The organism is Mesorhizobium sp. M0983, assembly GCF_040318975.1.
Lineage (GTDB): Bacteria > Pseudomonadota > Alphaproteobacteria > Rhizobiales > Rhizobiaceae > Mesorhizobium.
In genome coordinates, this window is sequence record NZ_JAMYNH010000019.1 from 71127 (window position 1) to 87455 (window position 16329).

A 16329-nucleotide genomic window follows, 5' to 3' on the forward strand; every position below is an offset into this window, starting at 1 on the left:
GCTCGTCCCTCTTGCGAAGGGCGTTGTATAGCTGTCGGGAAAACCCAGCGTGCCGAGATCCATCGACCATTGCAGCGCCAGCACGACGCTCAATGCCGCCCAAACGAAGGCCGTCTTACGAGTGAACAGCGTCCGCTTTGGTTTGTTGCTTAGATCGGTCATGAAATCACGTCTGAATGCGCGCCGGGACATGCGCAAGCTCCCGGTCAAATCAGCGAGACACTACCGCCGGCATGGCGTTCGAGCCGGCCGGCGAGGTCGAGCTCCAGCAGCACCATGAACACTTGGGCGGGATGCAGGCCGGTGTGGCGGATGATCTCGTCGACTGCTACCGGCGTCGGGCCGAGTGCCTCGACGACGCGGTCGCGGTCATCCTCGCGCGGCGGCGGCGTTGCCGAAAAGTCGGGCGGCTCTTCAAGCGGCGATGTCCTTGGCGCCCAGGCGCCGACCAGCGGCGCGATCGCACTGGTGACATCGGCGGCCTCGGTGACAAGGGTGGCGCCGTCCTTGAGCAGGCCATTGGTGCCGGCGGCGCGCGGATCGAGCGGCGAACCGGGAACGGCGAAGACCAGTCGGCCCATCTCACCGGCAAGCCGGGCGCTGATCAGCGAGCCGGAGCGCTGTGCGGCCTCGACCACCACCAATCCCAATGCGGCGCCAGCAACAAGCCGGTTGCGGCGCGGAAAATCGTGCGCGCGCGGCTGCCAGCCAAACGGCATTTCCGAGACGATGGCGCCACCGCGCTCGGCAATCTCGTCGCACAGCCCGGCATTTTCGGGCGGGTAGGGCAAATCGATGCCGCCGGCGAGCACACCGATCGTGCCGGTCGAAAGGCTGCCCTGGTGCGCGGCCGTATCGATGCCGCGCGCCAAGCCGGAGACGATGCCATAGCCGTCGCGGCCGAGATCCGCCGCCAGCATCCGCGCCATCTTGATGCCGGCCAGCGAGGCGTTGCGAGCGCCGACGATGGCGACCGCGGGCAAGCGGAAAACCGCACTACTGCCCCTGACCGCGAGCAACGGCGGCGGATGGTCCATGCTCTTCATCAGCGGCGGATAATCCGCCTCGCCGATGCCGACGAAGCGGGCGCCCGCCCGCCTGGCTGCCTCCAGCTCGGCCTCGGCCTCGGCAATGGACGGAATGCGGACGATTTTTTTGGCGCCACCCGAAATCATCAGCTCCGGCAGCATCGCAAGCGCTGCTTCGGCCGAACCGAACCGGTTGATCAGGTCGCGAAAGGAAGCCGGGCCGACATTCGGCGTGCGGATCAGGCGAAGCCAGCTCAGCCGCTGCCGGTCGCTGAGGCGCGGCCCGGCGGCGGGCTCGCTCACTCCTTTGCCCCGATCTTACCCTCGGTGCCGGCAAGCAGCCGCGCAATGTTGGCGCGGTGCTTTATGATGACGATCAGGCTCATCGCCGCGAAAAGCCCGGCAATCTGCGGCGTGCTCAGGAAGTACAAGGCCACTGGCACGACGACCGCTGCCGTCAATGCCGCCAGCGAGGAGTAGCGGAACAGGAAAGCCACCGCGAGCCAGACAACGGCGAAGATCACCGCCACCTGCCAGGCAAGGCCGATCAGCACGCCGAGGTAGGTGGCGACACCCTTGCCGCCCTTGAAGCCGAGCCAGACCGGAAAGAGGTGGCCTAGAAACGCACCGAAACCGGCCCAGAGTCCGAGCTCAGGTGCAAAGCGGCCGGCGATCAGCACAGCCGCGGTGCCTTTAAGGGCGTCGAGCAGCAGGGTGGCCGCCGCCAGACCCTTGTTGCCGGTGCGCAGCACATTGGTGGCGCCGATGTTGCCGGAGCCGATGTTGCGCACGTCGCCGAGGCCGGCGGCACGGGTGATCAGCAGCCCGAAGGGGATCGAGCCGAGAAGATAGCCGAACACCAATGCCAAGACGGGACTGTAAGCCATTGTTCCCCCGAAGTTTCCTTGGCTGAACGGATTTGAAGGCGTGACGCCTGTTCCGTCCTAGGCCGAAAACACTGTGCGGCCCGCCACCATCGTTTGCAAGACTTTGCCTTGCAGCCGCGCGCCTTCGAAACAGGTGTTTTTCGAGCGCGAGCGGATGCCGCTCTCGCTGACGATCCATGGCTCGTCCAGATCGACGAGTGCAAGGTCGGCCAAAGCCCCCGGTTTCAGCGTGCCGCCGGGCAGGCTGAACAATCTTGCCGGCGCGGTGGATAAGGTCTCGACCAGCCGGAGCAGCGTCACGTCGCCATTGTGATAGAGCCGCAGCGCCGCGCCCAGCAGCGTTTCCAGCCCGATGGCGCCGGCCGCAGCATCGGCGAAGGGCAGGCGCTTGGTGTCGACGTCCTGCGGGTCGTGCGAGGAGACGATGAGGTCGATGGTGCCGTCCTTGACCGCCTCGATCATCGCCAGCCGGTCTTCCTCGGCGCGCAGCGGCGGCGTCAGCCGGAAGAAGGTGCGGTACTCGCCGACATCATTCTCGTTGAGCGACAGATTGTGGATCGACACGCCTGCTGTGACGTTGGCCCCGTCGGCTTTTGCGCGCGCTACCGCGTCTGCCGCCATAGCCGTCGAGATCTTGGCAGCGTGATAGGAGCCGCCGGTCAGGCGAGCCAGCGCGAGATCGCGCTCCAGGGGGATTGATTCGGCCTCGCGAGGAATGCCGGCAAGGCCAAGCCAGCTTGCGTAAAGGCCTTCGTTCATCACGCCGGCCGAGGCGAGATCGGCGTCCTGGGTTTCATGCGCGATGACGCCGTCGAAATCGCGCGCGTAGGTCAGCGCGCGACGCATCACCAGCGCGCTGGCGATAGAATGCCGGCCGTCGGTGAAGGCGACCGCTCCAGCCTCGCGCAATAGGCCGAATTCGGTCATCTCGCGGCCTTCCAGCCCCTTGGTGATCGCTGCCGCCGGAAAGATGTTGACGATTGCCGTGTCCTTGGCGGTGCGCAGCACAAACTCGACCAGTGCGACATTGTCGATCACCGGGTCGGTATCGGGCATCATGACGATTGAGGTGACGCCGCCCGCCGCCGCAGCAATGCTCGCCGATGCGATGGTTTCGCGGTGTTCGCCGCCCGGTTCGCCGATGAAGACACGTGCATCGATCAGGCCGGGGATGATCGCCTTACCAGCGCACTCGATGATCGTGGCGTCTTCGGGCGCGCCCTGGTTCAAGGCCGCCTTGCCGGCGGCAACGATTTTGCGTCCTTCGACGATGACGGTGCCTATCTCGTCGATGCCGCGCGATGGGTCGACGATGCGGGCGCGGCTGAAGACCGTTATGCTCATGCGCCGCGGCCCTCGTGGTTTCGACGGGGGTCGAGCAGCGCTTCCATCACCGCCATGCGCACGGCGACGCCCATCTCAACCTGTTCCTGGATAACGCTTTGCGGGCCGTCGGCGATCTCGGAGGCGATCTCGACGCCGCGGTTCATCGGGCCGGGATGCATGACCAGCGCACCCTCCTTGGCCGCTTTCAGCTTCTCGGCGTCGAGCCCGAAATAGCGGAAATATTCACGCACCGAGGGTACGAAAGCGCCTTCCATGCGTTCGCGCTGCAGGCGCAACATCATCACCACGTCGGCGTCCTTCAGACCCTCGCCCATCGAGCGGGTGACGATGACGCCCATCTTCTCGATGCCGGCGGGCAAAAGCGTCGAAGGGGCGACGACCCGTACTTGGGCACCGAGTGCGTTGAGCAGAATGATATTGGAGCGGGCCACGCGCGAATGCAGGATGTCACCGCAGATCGCCACGATCAGCTTCGACAACGGACCCTTGGCGCGGCGGATGGTCAGCGCGTCGAGCAGCGCCTGCGTTGGATGTTCATGAGCGCCGTCGCCGGCATTGACCACCGAGCAGCCGACCTTTTGAGCAAGAAGTGCCGCCGCGCCCGCCGATTGGTGGCGGATGATCAATATGTCGGGGCGCATGGCGTTCAGCGTCATCGCGGTATCGATCAGCGTCTCGCCCTTCTTCACCGACGAGCTTGCCACCGACATGTTCATGACGTCGGCGCCGAGCCGTTTGCCGGCCAGCTCGAACGACGATTGCGTACGGGTCGAGGCTTCGTAGAAGAGATTGATCTGGGTGCGGCCGCGCAGCGTCGATGTCTTCTTGTCCGATTGCCGCGAGATGGCAACGGCCCGGTCCGCCCGGTCGAGCAGAAGCTCGATGTCGGCGGGGGAAAGATCGCGGATGCCTAGAAGATGGCGGTGGGGATAAAGTGGAAGGGACGATGCGTCAGTCATCTCAAGTCGCTGCTATAGGGGGGAGGCTCCGCGGCTGCAAGCACCGGCTTGGGATTGGATCGGTTCTCCCCGGTATTTTCGTCGCGCGCCGCCGGCCATAGGCTATAAACCGCGATGACTTTGGATTCGCAGACTTCAGGTGATAAGGACGAAGCGTGACCGACGACGTGACCAACCAGCCGCCGCCGCTGGCCGGCGGCAACGCCTGGCGGGGCGATCCGTTGCTGATCCAGCTTGCCGAGCGCTTTTCCGATCCGGTGCGCAAGGACCTCGACGGGCTTGGCCGTTTCGTTTTGACGCATGAGGCGCAGGAGCTGGCCCGTCTTGCCAATGTCGAGACGCCGAAGCTCAGGACCCATGATCGCCAGGGCCGGCGCATCGACCAGGTCGAGTTCCACCCCGCCTATCACGCGCTGATGCGCCGCTCGGTCGCCAACGGGCTGCATTCGTCGGTCTGGGAGAATGGCGACGCCGAGATCGGCCGCCGCCACCAGGTGCGCGCCGCGCGCTTTTACCTCACGGCTGAGCTCGAAACCGGGCATCTTTGCCCGATCACCATGACCAGCGCTTCGCTGGCAGCGCTGATGGCCAGCCCGAAGCTGTTTCGCGAATGGGCGCCTCGGGTGACGACGCGCAAATACGATCAGGGCCAAAAGCCGCCGGTCGAAAAAGCCGGGCTGACGCTCGGCATGGGCATGACCGAGAAGCAAGGCGGTACCGATGTTCGTGCCAACGTCACCAAGGCCGAGCGCGCCGGCAGCGGTTTTTATCGCCTGACCGGCCACAAATGGTTCATGTCGGCGCCGATGTCGGATGCCTTCCTGGTGCTCGGACAGGCGCCGGAGGGACTGTCGTGCTTTCTCGTTCCCCGCTTGCTTGGCGACGGATCCGGCAACGGCTTCCGCTTTCAGCGGCTGAAGGACAAGCTCGGCAACCGCTCCAATGCGTCCTCCGAGGTGGAATTCGTCAATGCCATCGGCGAGATGGTTGGCGAGCCCGGCGCCGGCGTGAAGACGATCATGGACATGGTGACCCTGACGCGGCTCGACTGTGCCGTCGCCTCCTCGGCGATCATGCGGGCCGGACTGGCCGAGGCCGTCCACCATACGCGCCACCGCCAGGTGTTCGGAACCAATCTGATCGAGCAGCCGCTGATGCAGCGTGTTCTGGCCGACATGGCGCTCGACGTTGCCGCCGCTACCGCGCTGTCGTTCCGGCTGGCGCGCTCCTTCGACGAGGCGGCCGGCGACCGCGGCGAGGCGGCCTTCGCCCGCGCCATGACGCCGGTCGTCAAATACTGGGTCTGCAAGATTGCGCCGCCGCTGCTCTATGAGGCGATGGAATGCCTCGGCGGCAATGGCTATGTCGAGGAGGGGCCGCTCGCCCGCTACTATCGCGAAGCTCCGGTCAACGCGATCTGGGAGGGTTCAGGCAACGTCATGGCGCTCGACGTGTTGCGAGTGCTCGGCCGCGCGCCAGGCCTGTTCGATGACGTGCTGGCCGGCATCGACCGCGATCTCGGCGCTGGCGGACGCGGCACCGTCGGCGTGCTCAAGGCAGCAATGCAGGTCGCTGCAACCGACGAGGGCTCAGCGCGGCTGTTGACCGAGCAATTAGCATTGTCGGCGGCGGCGGCAGAGCTTCGCAGGCTGGGGGCAGGGCGGATCGCCGACGCCTTCGTCGAGACGCGCCTCGCCGGCCAGTGGCGCAACACCTATGGAATGCTCGATTCGCGCCACGATGCGCGGATGATCATCGACACGCTCTACCCGCCGATCAACTAGTGCCGTCGCCCGGGTCGTAGCCGCTTTTTTTCGCGCGCCCTGTGGATGATCGTTAACCTTAACAAATGGTTTCCATTGCGGCGGCCGGTGGCAAAGCCCAGTGTTATGGTTAAGGCAAGGACTGTTCGGCTGAGCGGTCTTTGTCCTGCGAAGCAGGAGCGTCATGCGGCATATTTTGAGCTCTTTTCTGGCATTGCATTGGGCGGCCGTTTTCGCCCTGCTGGCGTTCATCTGCATCGATGGGAATCGTGGCGTCGCGGCGGCCCTTGGCGTGCTCGGCGTTCCCGTCCAGAACACTCGCTTTGCCGATCTTGAAAACGCCGTCGTCGTGGCGCCGCTCGCCGTGGCATTGCTTGTCGTCGCGGTGCTGTTCTGCTGGGCCTTTGTTGAAGCATTGACCAGCGACGCCACCAACCCGGACCCAGCCGACAGTGTTGTGCGGATCGCCTTCATCTCGGCCTCGGGCGTGCTGTCGTTGATCGTCATCGGCGGCGCTGCGCAAGGCATCAATGGGCTGTTCATGGTTGTCGCCGTGCAATTGGCGGCACTTCTGGCGTCATATGTCGCGATGCTCGCCGAGCGGCGCTCAGCCGCTGCCGCGGCAGTTCCAGTGACCGGCGAAATCCGCGCGGCCGCGCATATCATGGCCAAGGCAGCGGCGTACAATTCCTCGCTTGCGCGCATTTCGGGCCGGCCGGATTCGAGGGACGATCGCTGATGCGCACCTTGTTCGCGCTGTGGGCGGCTCCGCTCCTCCTGTTCTGGGGCTGGTTCTTTCTGTCGCTCAACGATATCAATTTCGGCTATGTCATGCTGAGCCGCCAATTGCACGATCTCGTTTTCCAGCTTTATGGGCAGATGCTCGGCGTCGATCCGGCGCTCATCCCGGGCATGGTGGCGAAGGCTTGCGTCTTCGACGGCCTACTGCTGATGGCGTTCTGGGCATTTCGCCGCCGCAAGGCGATCGGCAGCTGGATCAAGGCAACGCGCAATCGCTATTTCGACCAGGCATCGACTCCGAGCGCCTGAAGCCGGTCGAGAACACCCTGCAGGATGAAGGCCGCCGCCGCTGAATCGATCTTGCCGGCGCGTTTCTTGCGGGAAAAATCCATCTCGATCAGTGTCCGCTCGGCCGCCACCGTCGACAGCCTTTCGTCCCAAAAGACGAACGGCAGATCGGTCAATCCAGCCATGTTGCGGACGAAAGCGCGGGATTTTTGGGCGCGTGGGCCTTCCGAGCCGTCCATGTTGATGGGGAGGCCGATCACCACTGCGCCGGCATTTTCCTTCTGCAGCAGAGCGAGCAGCACCGCGGCATCGAGCGAGAATTTCTTGCGCATGATGACAGGGCGCGGGTGCGCGAAGGACAAGCCGCGGTCCGAAACCGCCACGCCGATCGTCTTGTCGCCGAGGTCAAGCCCAGCCAGGGTCTTGCCGCCGCCGAGCCGGCCCGGCAACTCCTCGATCGTGATGATGCCCAACGGCTTTTCCTTTGACCGCGACGCCGCACTTCCTATACGCGCAACATATGCCGCGGCACTTTAATTTCGCCGTCGGCGTTCTAGCCTCTACCGAAGCAAAAATCGAGGAAGGTATTGATGAAACTTACCTGGTACGGACACTCGGCATTCCGCGTCGAAATCGAAGGCGCGAAAATCCTCATCGACCCGTATCTGGTCGGCAATCCGTCATGGACAGGCGGCTGGGAAGAGCCGGCCGAAGGGGTCACGCACGTGTTGCTTACCCATGGCCACAGCGACCACATCAGCGGCGCCGTCGAAGTGCTCAAGAAAAGCGGCGCGATGCTTGTCGCCAATTTCGAGATTTGCATGTACCTGGTCGGCAAAGGCGTCAGTGACAAGCAAATCAATCCCGGCAATATCGGCGGTACCGTCGATTGCGGCGGCTTCACCACCACTTTCGTTCAGGCTCTGCATTCATCGTCCTTTCTAGGCGAGAGCGGCCAGAACACCTATCTCGGCAATCCGGGCGGGCTCGTCCTGCACTTCCCCGAGGATAAGACGCTCTACCATATGGGCGACACAGACATCTTTTCCGATATGGCGCTGATCAACGAGTTGCATGAGCCGAAGATCGGCATCGTGCCGATCGGCGACCGCTTCACCATGGGTGGCGCGGTGGCAGCTCTTGCCTGCCAGCGTTTCTTCAAGTTCGAGACGGTCGTTCCCGCTCACTTCGGCACATTTCCGATGATAGATCAGACCGCCGACAAGTTTGTGGCCGGGCTGGACGGATCGGGTGTGAAAGTGGCGTTGCCGAAGATCGGCGAGACGATTACGCTGTAGGAATAGCGAACCGGAATGACGACATGGGTCTGAGAAACTCTCTTTGCATTTCTATGCTGGTTGCCGCATCGCCGGCGCTGGCCGCCGAGGATTTCATCGAGGGCATCTATCTGCAATCGGAGGATCTCTGCGCGCAGGCCAAAAAGGATACGCTGCAGACGGTGATCGAGGGCGGCAATATCGTACTGTCGGCAAACGGATTGGAAAGCATCGAATATAACTGCGAGTTCCTGCAGATCACCAAGGCGACACGGTCGCCAAGCTGGGCGGTGACCGCCATCTGCCAGGAGCCGGGCTACGTCTTTCCGGATGTTCTCTCACTGACTCAGATGAACCCGAAGCAGATCGACCTGGTTTCGGTTCGGCCTGCCGCGGACGAAAGCGAGCAGAGCGGCAACGGTGGCAGCTATTTCCTCTGCGACGGCGTGGCGATGCCGTAGGGCAGTTGTCGGCACGATGCATGTTGCGCGGCACGCGCTGCGCCGCTATAGCGCTGGTTTTCCCCGAGGCACAACATGTCCGTTGATATTAAAACCGTGAAGCGCGTCGCGCACCTTGCCCGCATTGCGGTGAGCGAGGAGGATGCAGAGCGCATGACCGGCGAATTGAACGCCATTTTGGGCTTTGTCGAGCAGTTGAACGAGGTCGATGTTTCCGGCGTCGAGCCGATGACCTCGGTCACGCCGATGGCAATGAAGAAGCGCCAGGACGTCGTCACCGACGGCAGCAAGGCAGCCGACATCGTCGCCAACGCGCCGGCAACCGAAGAGAACTTCTTTCTCGTGCCAAAGGTCGTGGAGTAGCTGGCCGATGGTAATCGAGATCGCCGCGGAGACGCCGCTGCAGGACGATGTGCGTGGGCTGGTCGAGGAGCTCAACGCCACATTGCTGGAGTTGACGCCGCCGGAGCATTGCTACCATTTGACGGTCGAGCAGATGGCGGACCGCGACACGACCGTCTTCATCGCCCGCGATAACGGCCTTGCCATCGGTTGCGGCGCGCTGAAGCGCCACGATGCTGTCGTCGGCGAGGTCAAGCGTATGTATACGCGGCCTTCGCATCGCGGCCGCAAAATCGGTGCGATGATCGTCGAGCGGATTGAGGGCTTGGCGCGCCAAGAAGGGCTGAAGCGTCTGGTGCTGGAGACGGGCGACCGTCATCCCGCCGCCTGGACCGTCTACGAACGCGCCGGTTTTTCGCGCTGTGGGCCGGTGCTGAATTATCCCAATTCCGAGTGGTCGGTGTTTTACGAAAAGAGTCTTGCCTGATGAGCGACCTGACCCAGCTGACGATTTCGCAGGCCCGCGCCAAATTGCGCTCCAGGGAGATCACCGCCACCGAAGTCACCGAGGCTTATCTTTCGGCTATCGAGCGAGCCAATCCGGCGCTCAATGCCTATGTGGTGGTCACTGGCGACAAAGCGCGCGACATGGCCAAGGCCTCCGACGCGAAACTGGCCAAGGGCGAGGGCGGGTCGCTCGAGGGTATCCCGCTCGGCATCAAGGATCTGTTCGGCACCGAAGGCGTCCACACCCAGGCCTGCAGCCACGTGCTTGACGGGTTCAAGCCGCGCTACGAATCGACTATCACCGCCAATCTGTGGGCGGATGGCGCCGTCATGCTCGGCAAGCTCAACATGGACGAGTTCGCCATGGGCTCGTCCAACGAGACCTCGTATTACGGGCCTGTCATCAACCCGTGGCGGCGTTCGCGGCTCGACACGGTGGTAATGCCGACGACACATCAGGGCGAGGGCGGCTTCGTTTCGGCGGGCGGCACCAGGACCGCGCGCACGTTGGACAATGCCCAGCTGGTGCCGGGCGGTTCGTCCGGTGGCTCGGCATCAGCCGTCTCGGCCTTCCTGTGCGCCGGCGCTACCGCCACCGACACCGGCGGCTCGATCCGCCAGCCCGCCGCCTTCACCGGCACGGTCGGCATTAAGCCGACCTATGGCCGCTGCTCGCGTTGGGGCGTCGTCGCCTTCGCCTCGTCGCTCGACCAGGCCGGGCCGATCGCGCGCGACGTGCGCGATGCCGCGATCCTGTTGAAGTCGATGGCTTCGGTCGACCCGAAGGACACGACCTCCGTCGACCTGCCGGTGCCGGATTACGAGGCGGCGATCGGCCGCTCGATCAAGGGGATGAAGGTCGGCATCCCCAAGGAATACCGTGTCGACGGCATGCCCGAGGAGATCGAGGCGTTGTGGCAGAAGGGCATTGCCTGGCTGAGGGATGCCGGCGCCGAGATTGTCGACATCTCGCTGCCGCACACGAAATACGCGCTGCCGGCCTATTACATTGTTGCGCCCGCCGAAGCCTCGTCCAACCTCGCCCGTTACGACGGCGTCCGCTATGGATTGCGCGTGCCCGGCAAGGACATTGTCGACATGTATGAAAAGACCCGCGCCGCCGGCTTCGGGCGTGAGGTCAAGCGCCGCATCATGATCGGCACCTATGTGCTTTCCGCTGGCTACTACGATGCCTACTATCTGCAGGCGCAGAAGGTTCGTAACCTGATCAAGCGCGATTTCGAAAATGTGTTTGTCGCAGGTGTCGACGTCATCCTGACGCCGGCAACGCCGTCCGCCGCCTTCGGCATCGCAGACGAAGACATGGCCGCCGACCCGGTCAAGATGTATCTCAACGACATCTTTACGGTGACGGTGAACATGGCCGGCTTGCCCGGCATCGCGGTTCCGGCCGGGCTCGACGCCAAGGGGCTGCCACTCGGCCTGCAGCTGATCGGCCGGCCTTTCGACGAGGAAACGCTGTTCCAGACCGCCCATGTCATCGAACAGGCGGCCGGCACATTTCAGCCGGAAAAATGGTGGTAGGATCGTTTCTCATCTGAGGGGGTGAGGGATGTTCTTCTATGTCTCCAAGGTCCTGTGGCTCTTCGTCCAGCCGCTTAATCTCGCGATCATCCTGCTGCTGGCTGGATTGCTTGCGGCATTGGTCGGGCGCAAAAGGCTATTTGCCACCGGCAGCGTGCTGGCCTTCCTTGTCCTGGCACTGTCAGCATGGACCTCGCTCGGCGCAGTGATGCTCAATCCGCTCGAGGAGCGTTTCCCTAAGCCACCCCTGCCGGAAAGGGTTGACGGAATCGTTGTGCTCGGCGGCGGTATGGACGGCGCCATCAATTTCGTTCGCGGCGGTTATGAACTCAACGCCAGTGGCGATCGAATTGTCGAGGCAGCCGTGCTGGCGCGGCGTTTTCCGACAGCGAGAGTCGTCATTTCAGGCGGCCCCGTTGCAATAATCGGTGAGGACGAAGGCGACTCAACCACGGCGCCACGCGTACTCACTGCGCTCGGCGTGGCGGCCGATCGTCTGATCCTGGAAGACAAGTCACGCAACACCTACGAGAATGCCGTCTTCACCAAGCGGCTGATTACGCCGAAACCCGGCGAGATCTGGCTGCTGGTGACCTCAGCCTTCCACATGCCGCGCGCCAAGGCGCTGTTCGACAGAGCCGGCTTCCCGACGGTTCCATGGCCGGTCGACTACCGCACCTCCGGTAAGGAAGGTATCAGCCTGTTCCGCAAATCTACCAACGAAGCGCTGCAGACCACGACCATCGCGATTCGCGAATGGATCGGGCTCGTCGCCTATTGGCTGTCGGGCCGCATTGATCAGCCTTTTCCCGGGCCAGGCGGCTGACCGAGCACCGCCTGCCGCGCCGCCGAGAAAAATTGGCGGCGCACCAGCACCGCCAGAAGCAGCAGCGTCGATAGCACGAAAACGGCGGGATCGACGAACCAGCCAAGATAACCGATCGAGAAGAACACGCCGCGCAGCCCGGAATTGAAATGCTTCCCGGCCAGCATGTTCATGCGGGCCGCGCGCCACACCGCCGTTTCGGTGACCGGATTGCGCGACGCCTCGCCATGCGGAATCGGCACCGCGCCGATCAGGATCGAGCAATAGTTGAACAGCCGGTAAGCCCAGCCGAACTTGAAGAAGGAAAAGGCCAGGATCAGCACCAGCCCGAACACCTTCGTCTGGAAGGCGGCGCGTGAGGATGTGGCGCCAAACGGCAGGTCGCTCAGCACAGTGAGAACCTGATCGGAAGTGCCGAGCAAGGCAAAACAGCCGCCGATCGCAATTAGCGAACTGGAGGCAAAGAAGGCGGTCCCCTGTTGCAGGCCGCTCATGATGGCGGTGTCGACGATGCGGATCTCGCGTTCGGCCATGGTCCTCATCCAGGCCTCGCGCTGCGCGTTCATCGCCCTCGTCAGCGACATGCGGCTGACCAGCATTCCGTCGGCGGCGAGCGTATGCAGCACCCACGCGGCAAGGAAGAACCCCAGCGCAGCAAGGTCGGCCGTCGATAAATGAAAGGAATCGCTCATGCGGTGCTTTTACCACAGGCGGAGGGGACGCTTCGATGGCCGAAGCCGGAATGTCGCTGCCGGAGCAAACAAGGTCGGCAGGCGCAGCGCCGCGATCTTCAAAACAGCGGAAAACATCATGGGAATTCCTATATGTAGATCTCAACAGGGTCCCAGGAGAAAACGCCCACGTGTTCCTTTCGGTTTTCGACCTGTTCAAGATCGGCATCGGCCCATCGAGTTCGCACACGATGGGGCCGATGACGGCTGCGCGGCGGTTTCTCGACGAGATTGCGGGAGACGACTGGCCGCGTCCGGCCGACGCCAGGGTCGACCGAATCGCGGCCAGCCTGCATGGCTCGCTCGCCTATACCGGTATCGGCCATGGCTCCGATCGCGCCGTGGTGCTCGGCCTCGCCGGCCAGACGCCGCAGACGGCCGACGGCATCGCCGCTCGCATCGCCGCCGAGAAGCGGATTTCGCCGCCCGGCCATCCGTCCTATCGTTTCGACCCGGCAACGGATCTGGTGCTGGATCGCAAGACGCCGCTGCCGGGTCACGCCAATGGCATGGCGTTTTCTGCCTATGATGCCGGAGACCGGTTGCTGCTGAGGCGCGTCTACTATTCGATCGGCGGCGGCTTTGTCGTTTCCGAGGAAGAATTGCAGCGGATGAAGGCGAGGGGCTCGGCGACAACCGAAGGCAAGAAGGTTCCATATCCGTTCAAGAACGCCGTCGAAATGCTCTCAATGGCAGCGAAAAGTGGCCTTTCCATCGCCGAGATGAAGCGCGTCAACGAGGAGACGCAGATGTCGCGCAAGGAGCTCGACGCCGGCCTCGACGGCATCTGGAGCGCCATGAAGGGATGCATCGAGCGCGGCCTGTCGCAAGACGGCATCATGCCCGGCGGACTGAAGGTGCGCCGCCGTGCCCGGATGCTGCACGACAAGTTGCAGGAGCAATGGCAGCAGAACCGGCCCAACCCGCTGCTCGCCAATGACTGGCTGTCGATCTATGCAATGGCGGTCAACGAGGAGAACGCCGCCGGCGGCCGTGTCGTCACCGCGCCAACCAATGGGGCGGCCGGCACTCTGCCCGCGGTGTTGCGCTATTGGCTGCATTTCCATCCCGAAGCCGACCAGCCGAGTATCCGCGATTTCCTGCTGACGGCGGCGGCCGTTGGCGGCATCATCAAGACCAATGCTTCGATCTCGGGGGCCGAGGTAGGCTGCCAGGGCGAGGTCGGTTCGGCTTCGGCGATGGCTGCGGCGGGATTGTGCGCCGTCATGGGCGGCACGCCCGAGCAGGTCGAGAACGCTGCCGAAATCGCGCTGGAACATCATCTCGGCATGACCTGCGATCCGGTCGGCGGCCTGGTGCAGGTGCCGTGCATCGAGCGCAACGCGCTTGGCGCTGTCAAGGCGGTGACCGCCGCTTCGCTGGCCATCAAGGGCGATGGCGTTCATTTCGTGCCGCTCGATGCGGCGATCGAGACGATGCGCCAGACCGGCCTCGACATGAACGAAAAGTACAAGGAAACCAGCCTTGGCGGATTGGCCGTCAATGTCGTGGAGTGCTGAGCGCCAGTCTGGCGGCCTGGACCACCACTGTGGAGAAGTCGATCAGGCCGTTGACGCGTTCGCGTGCTGGGCTAAACCTTAAACGATGTCTCTCAATCTCATAAAGCTTTGCGTCGGCTGTGACAGCGTCGAGGATCTGGAAGAGTGGATTGCCTTCCGCCTCGACGAGCGGCGCCGCGCCGGCGAACCGGCCGAACACTACCACACCACCCGCATGGTGCCGACGCGCGGCGCCGAGATCACCGACGGCGGCTCGCTCTACTGGGTGGTCAAGGGCAATGTCCAATGCCGTCAGCTGATCACCGAAATCCGGCCCTTCACTGATGACGATGGCATCGGCCGCTGCCATCTGATCCTCGATCCCGAGGTCGTGCGCACCGACTGGCAGCCGCGCCGTGCATTCCAAGGGTGGCGCTACCTGAAGCCGGCGGACGCGCCGGCCGATCTCGGCAAGGGCAAAGCCGGGCTGATCGAAATGCCGCCGAAGCTCAGGCGTGAGCTGGCCGATCTCGGCCTACTCTGACGCCAAGAACCGTAACGCCAAGGGCACCGGCCGAACGCTTGTCCGCAGTTGCCATCATCACCGGTCCTGCAGGTCGCCTGATCTGGGCTTGCAAGCTGGGGAACAACGCCACATCTTGAATGTCATGAGCGACAAGAAGCAGCCCGTGCCTGCAAAGGCCAATCCTGCGCCGGTCGAGTCCCAATCGAGCACCGGCGAGATCGACGCCTTTCTCCGTCAGGCAAGGACGCTCGCTGCATCCGCCACCGGTTCAGGCAGGCTGATCCTGTCCCTCGACGCTACGATGAGCCGCCAGCCGACCTGGGATCTCGCCTGTGCGCTGCAGGCCGAGATGTTCGACGCCGTCGGCAAGGCTGGGGTGCTCAAGGTTCAACTGGTCTATTTCCGCGGGCTTGGCGAGTGCCGTTCCTCCGCATTCGTCACCGATACCGAAGCTCTGAAGCAGCTGATGACGCGCATCGACTGCCGTAGCGGCCACACCCAGATCGGCAAGGTGCTCGCCCATGCGCTGAAACAGACGGCGGCGGCCAAGGTCAACGCGCTGGTCTATATCGGCGATGCGATGGAAGAAAACATAGATGATCTGGCCGAAAAGGCCGGTAGCCTAGGTCTGCACGGCGTTCCTGTCTTCGTTTTTCAGGAAGGCCATGATGCCGGTGCAGAAAAGGCGTTCAAGGAAATTGCACGGCTGTCCAAAGGGGCCTGGTTCCGGTTTGATCGGCGGGCTGCCGCGACCTTGGCCGGCCTGCTTTCGTCCGTCGCCGTGTTTGCGACCGGCGGTCTGAAAGCACTGGAGGACCGGGGCAGGCCGGAGGACCGGCTGATGATCGAGCATCTGCGGGGCGGCGGAAACTGATGGGCGCGATTATCGCTTTTGTAGCATTGCTTCTGGTGCTTCTCGGCATGCTCACCATCTTCCTGCGCGCCGATCCGGGGAAGCTTGCAGGCGGCATGAGGACCCTTGGACCCGTGCTGCTCGGGCTGGTCGGCGTTGCCGTGCTGCTGGTCGGGCGCGAGGGCCTCGGCGGCTTGATCCTGTCGGCCGCGCTCGCCTGGTATGGCTCCATGCGCATGAATCAGCCGGCCGCAAAACTGGCACCGGGCAAGCGTTCGACGGTGCGTACCGCGGCGCTTGAGATGGAACTCGATCACGACACCGGCGGCCTCGAAGGCCTCGTGCTGGCTGGGCGCCATGAAGGCAAGATGCTTGGCTCGATGGGGCTTGCCGAATTGCAGCAACTTTATCGCGAGCTCTCCGGCGATCCGGAGAGCCGCCAGCTGCTAGAGACGTATCTTGACGGCAGATTTCCCATCTGGCGCAAAGACGCTGATGCGAATGGTGGCGAAGGGCTGGGTGTTGCGCCAGGTTCGGGCGCCATGACTAAGGAGGAGGCCTACAAGATCCTTGGTCTTGAAGCGGGGGCTGCCGCGGCGGATGTCCGCAAGGCGCACCGCCGCCTGATGCAGCGCCTGCACCCCGATATCGGTGGCACGTCTTTCCTGGCGGCGCGGATCAACGAAGCCAAGGACGTCTTGCTCTCCAATCACAACTAGTCTCCTTCGACGCAGAACTTTCGGGAAAGA

General features: G+C 63.5%; 19 protein-coding genes. 13 read left to right on the forward strand and 6 right to left on the reverse strand.

Annotated features, from left to right (window positions below; translation table 11 throughout):
* Positions 1 to 206: 206 nt before the first annotated feature.
* Genes dprA through NKH71_RS26325 form a run of 4 tightly spaced genes read right to left on the reverse strand, consistent with a single transcriptional unit; the run spans position 207 to position 4221 of the window.
* Complete coding sequence (dprA, locus tag NKH71_RS26310) at positions 207 to 1331, reverse strand: DNA-processing protein DprA (protein WP_352494586.1); 1125 nt, start codon at positions 1329 to 1331, stop codon at positions 207 to 209.
* Complete coding sequence (plsY, locus tag NKH71_RS26315) at positions 1328 to 1915, reverse strand: glycerol-3-phosphate 1-O-acyltransferase PlsY (protein WP_352482272.1); 588 nt, start codon at positions 1913 to 1915, stop codon at positions 1328 to 1330. Before plsY ends, dprA begins: the two co-directional genes overlap by 4 nt.
* Before the next feature lie 57 nt (positions 1916 to 1972).
* Positions 1973 to 3259: a dihydroorotase gene (locus NKH71_RS26320; RefSeq protein WP_023717764.1), complete on the reverse strand. Its 1287-nt coding sequence runs from the start codon at positions 3257 to 3259 to the stop codon at positions 1973 to 1975.
* Complete coding sequence (locus tag NKH71_RS26325; protein WP_352494588.1) at positions 3256 to 4221, reverse strand: aspartate carbamoyltransferase catalytic subunit; 966 nt, start codon at positions 4219 to 4221, stop codon at positions 3256 to 3258. The genes NKH71_RS26320 and NKH71_RS26325 overlap by 4 nt, the downstream gene beginning before the upstream one ends.
* Before the next feature lie 155 nt (positions 4222 to 4376).
* On the opposite strand from NKH71_RS26325, the gene NKH71_RS26330 reads away from it, so the two are divergent.
* The 3 genes from NKH71_RS26330 to NKH71_RS26340 all read left to right on the forward strand — a co-directional run bounded on the left by NKH71_RS26330 (position 4377) and on the right by NKH71_RS26340 (position 7034).
* Complete coding sequence (locus NKH71_RS26330; RefSeq protein ID WP_023717762.1) at positions 4377 to 6005, forward strand: DNA alkylation response protein; 1629 nt, start codon at positions 4377 to 4379, stop codon at positions 6003 to 6005.
* Between the two features lie 163 nt (positions 6006 to 6168).
* Positions 6169 to 6723 carry a hypothetical protein gene (locus NKH71_RS26335; protein ID WP_023717761.1) on the forward strand — a complete coding sequence of 185 codons (555 nt, stop codon included), beginning with the start codon at positions 6169 to 6171 and terminating at the stop codon, positions 6721 to 6723.
* Positions 6723 to 7034, forward strand: a complete 312-nt coding sequence (locus tag NKH71_RS26340) for a DUF6105 family protein (protein ID WP_023717760.1) — start codon at positions 6723 to 6725, stop codon at positions 7032 to 7034. The genes NKH71_RS26335 and NKH71_RS26340 overlap by 1 nt, the downstream gene beginning before the upstream one ends.
* Here the strand turns inward: NKH71_RS26340 and ruvX are convergent.
* Positions 7001 to 7486: a Holliday junction resolvase RuvX gene (gene ruvX / locus NKH71_RS26345; RefSeq protein ID WP_023717759.1), complete on the reverse strand. Its 486-nt coding sequence runs from the start codon at positions 7484 to 7486 to the stop codon at positions 7001 to 7003. The genes NKH71_RS26340 and ruvX overlap by 34 nt on opposite strands.
* A gap of 117 nt (positions 7487 to 7603) precedes the next feature.
* Here ruvX and NKH71_RS26350 point away from each other — a divergent pair, with 117 nt between their 5' ends.
* The 6 genes from NKH71_RS26350 to NKH71_RS26375 all read left to right on the forward strand — a co-directional run bounded on the left by NKH71_RS26350 (position 7604) and on the right by NKH71_RS26375 (position 11971).
* Positions 7604 to 8311 (forward strand): metal-dependent hydrolase, encoded by a 708-nt coding sequence (locus NKH71_RS26350; RefSeq protein WP_023717758.1) that lies wholly within the window; start codon positions 7604 to 7606, stop codon positions 8309 to 8311.
* A gap of 23 nt (positions 8312 to 8334) precedes the next feature.
* Positions 8335 to 8751 (forward strand): hypothetical protein, encoded by a 417-nt coding sequence (locus NKH71_RS26355; RefSeq protein WP_023717757.1) that lies wholly within the window; start codon positions 8335 to 8337, stop codon positions 8749 to 8751.
* Between the two features lie 75 nt (positions 8752 to 8826).
* Positions 8827 to 9114, forward strand: a complete 288-nt coding sequence (gene gatC / locus NKH71_RS26360; protein WP_023717756.1) for an Asp-tRNA(Asn)/Glu-tRNA(Gln) amidotransferase subunit GatC — start codon at positions 8827 to 8829, stop codon at positions 9112 to 9114.
* Positions 9115 to 9121: 7 nt separating this feature from the next.
* The gene (locus tag NKH71_RS26365; protein WP_352482278.1) at positions 9122 to 9580 is read left to right on the forward strand and encodes a GNAT family N-acetyltransferase; all 459 of its coding nucleotides are present in this window, start codon (positions 9122 to 9124) and stop codon (positions 9578 to 9580) included.
* Positions 9580 to 11145: an amidase gene (locus tag NKH71_RS26370; RefSeq protein WP_023717754.1), complete on the forward strand. Its 1566-nt coding sequence runs from the start codon at positions 9580 to 9582 to the stop codon at positions 11143 to 11145. Before NKH71_RS26365 ends, NKH71_RS26370 begins: the two co-directional genes overlap by 1 nt.
* A 28-nt stretch (positions 11146 to 11173) precedes the next feature.
* A complete protein-coding gene (locus tag NKH71_RS26375) occupies positions 11174 to 11971 on the forward strand; it encodes a YdcF family protein (protein WP_023717753.1) in 798 nt (265 codons plus the stop codon).
* Here NKH71_RS26375 and NKH71_RS26380 read toward each other — a convergent pair.
* Positions 11944 to 12663 (reverse strand): DUF599 domain-containing protein, encoded by a 720-nt coding sequence (locus NKH71_RS26380; RefSeq protein ID WP_023717752.1) that lies wholly within the window; start codon positions 12661 to 12663, stop codon positions 11944 to 11946. The two genes, NKH71_RS26375 and NKH71_RS26380, sit on opposite strands and share 28 nt — an antisense overlap.
* Before the next feature lie 170 nt (positions 12664 to 12833).
* Here NKH71_RS26380 and NKH71_RS26385 point away from each other — a divergent pair, with 170 nt between their 5' ends.
* The 4 genes from NKH71_RS26385 (at position 12834) to NKH71_RS26400 (ending at position 16299) form a co-directional block, all read left to right on the forward strand.
* Positions 12834 to 14222, forward strand: coding sequence for an L-serine ammonia-lyase (locus tag NKH71_RS26385; RefSeq protein ID WP_352895416.1), 1389 nt, complete (start codon positions 12834 to 12836; stop codon positions 14220 to 14222).
* 85 nt (positions 14223 to 14307) lie between these two features.
* Entirely contained in the window at positions 14308 to 14745 is a 438-nt protein-coding gene (locus NKH71_RS26390) for a DUF1489 family protein (RefSeq protein ID WP_023717749.1), read from the forward strand.
* A gap of 124 nt (positions 14746 to 14869) precedes the next feature.
* Entirely contained in the window at positions 14870 to 15601 is a 732-nt protein-coding gene (locus tag NKH71_RS26395; RefSeq protein WP_352482282.1) for a vWA domain-containing protein, read from the forward strand.
* Positions 15601 to 16299 (forward strand): DnaJ domain-containing protein, encoded by a 699-nt coding sequence (locus NKH71_RS26400; protein ID WP_023717747.1) that lies wholly within the window; start codon positions 15601 to 15603, stop codon positions 16297 to 16299. Before NKH71_RS26395 ends, NKH71_RS26400 begins: the two co-directional genes overlap by 1 nt.
* Positions 16300 to 16329: the final 30 nt, after the last annotated feature.

Coding starts and splice junctions, on each gene's coding strand:
- plsY (WP_352482272.1), bottom strand. CDS start 1,915: ATGGCTTACAGTCCCGTCTTGGCATTGGTGTTCGGCTATCTTCTCGGC.
- NKH71_RS26320 (WP_023717764.1), bottom strand. CDS start 3,259: ATGAGCATAACGGTCTTCAGCCGCGCCCGCATCGTCGACCCATCGCGC.
- NKH71_RS26325 (WP_352494588.1), bottom strand. CDS start 4,221: ATGACTGACGCATCGTCCCTTCCACTTTATCCCCACCGCCATCTTCTA.
- NKH71_RS26335 (WP_023717761.1), top strand. CDS start 6,169: ATGCGGCATATTTTGAGCTCTTTTCTGGCATTGCATTGGGCGGCCGTT.
- NKH71_RS26340 (WP_023717760.1), top strand. CDS start 6,723: ATGCGCACCTTGTTCGCGCTGTGGGCGGCTCCGCTCCTCCTGTTCTGG.
- NKH71_RS26350 (WP_023717758.1), top strand. CDS start 7,604: ATGAAACTTACCTGGTACGGACACTCGGCATTCCGCGTCGAAATCGAA.
- NKH71_RS26355 (WP_023717757.1), top strand. CDS start 8,335: ATGGGTCTGAGAAACTCTCTTTGCATTTCTATGCTGGTTGCCGCATCG.
- gatC (WP_023717756.1), top strand. CDS start 8,827: ATGTCCGTTGATATTAAAACCGTGAAGCGCGTCGCGCACCTTGCCCGC.
- NKH71_RS26365 (WP_352482278.1), top strand. CDS start 9,122: ATGGTAATCGAGATCGCCGCGGAGACGCCGCTGCAGGACGATGTGCGT.
- NKH71_RS26370 (WP_023717754.1), top strand. CDS start 9,580: ATGAGCGACCTGACCCAGCTGACGATTTCGCAGGCCCGCGCCAAATTG.
- NKH71_RS26375 (WP_023717753.1), top strand. CDS start 11,174: ATGTTCTTCTATGTCTCCAAGGTCCTGTGGCTCTTCGTCCAGCCGCTT.
- NKH71_RS26380 (WP_023717752.1), bottom strand. CDS start 12,663: ATGAGCGATTCCTTTCATTTATCGACGGCCGACCTTGCTGCGCTGGGG.
- NKH71_RS26390 (WP_023717749.1), top strand. CDS start 14,308: ATGTCTCTCAATCTCATAAAGCTTTGCGTCGGCTGTGACAGCGTCGAG.
- NKH71_RS26395 (WP_352482282.1), top strand. CDS start 14,870: ATGAGCGACAAGAAGCAGCCCGTGCCTGCAAAGGCCAATCCTGCGCCG.
- NKH71_RS26400 (WP_023717747.1), top strand. CDS start 15,601: ATGGGCGCGATTATCGCTTTTGTAGCATTGCTTCTGGTGCTTCTCGGC.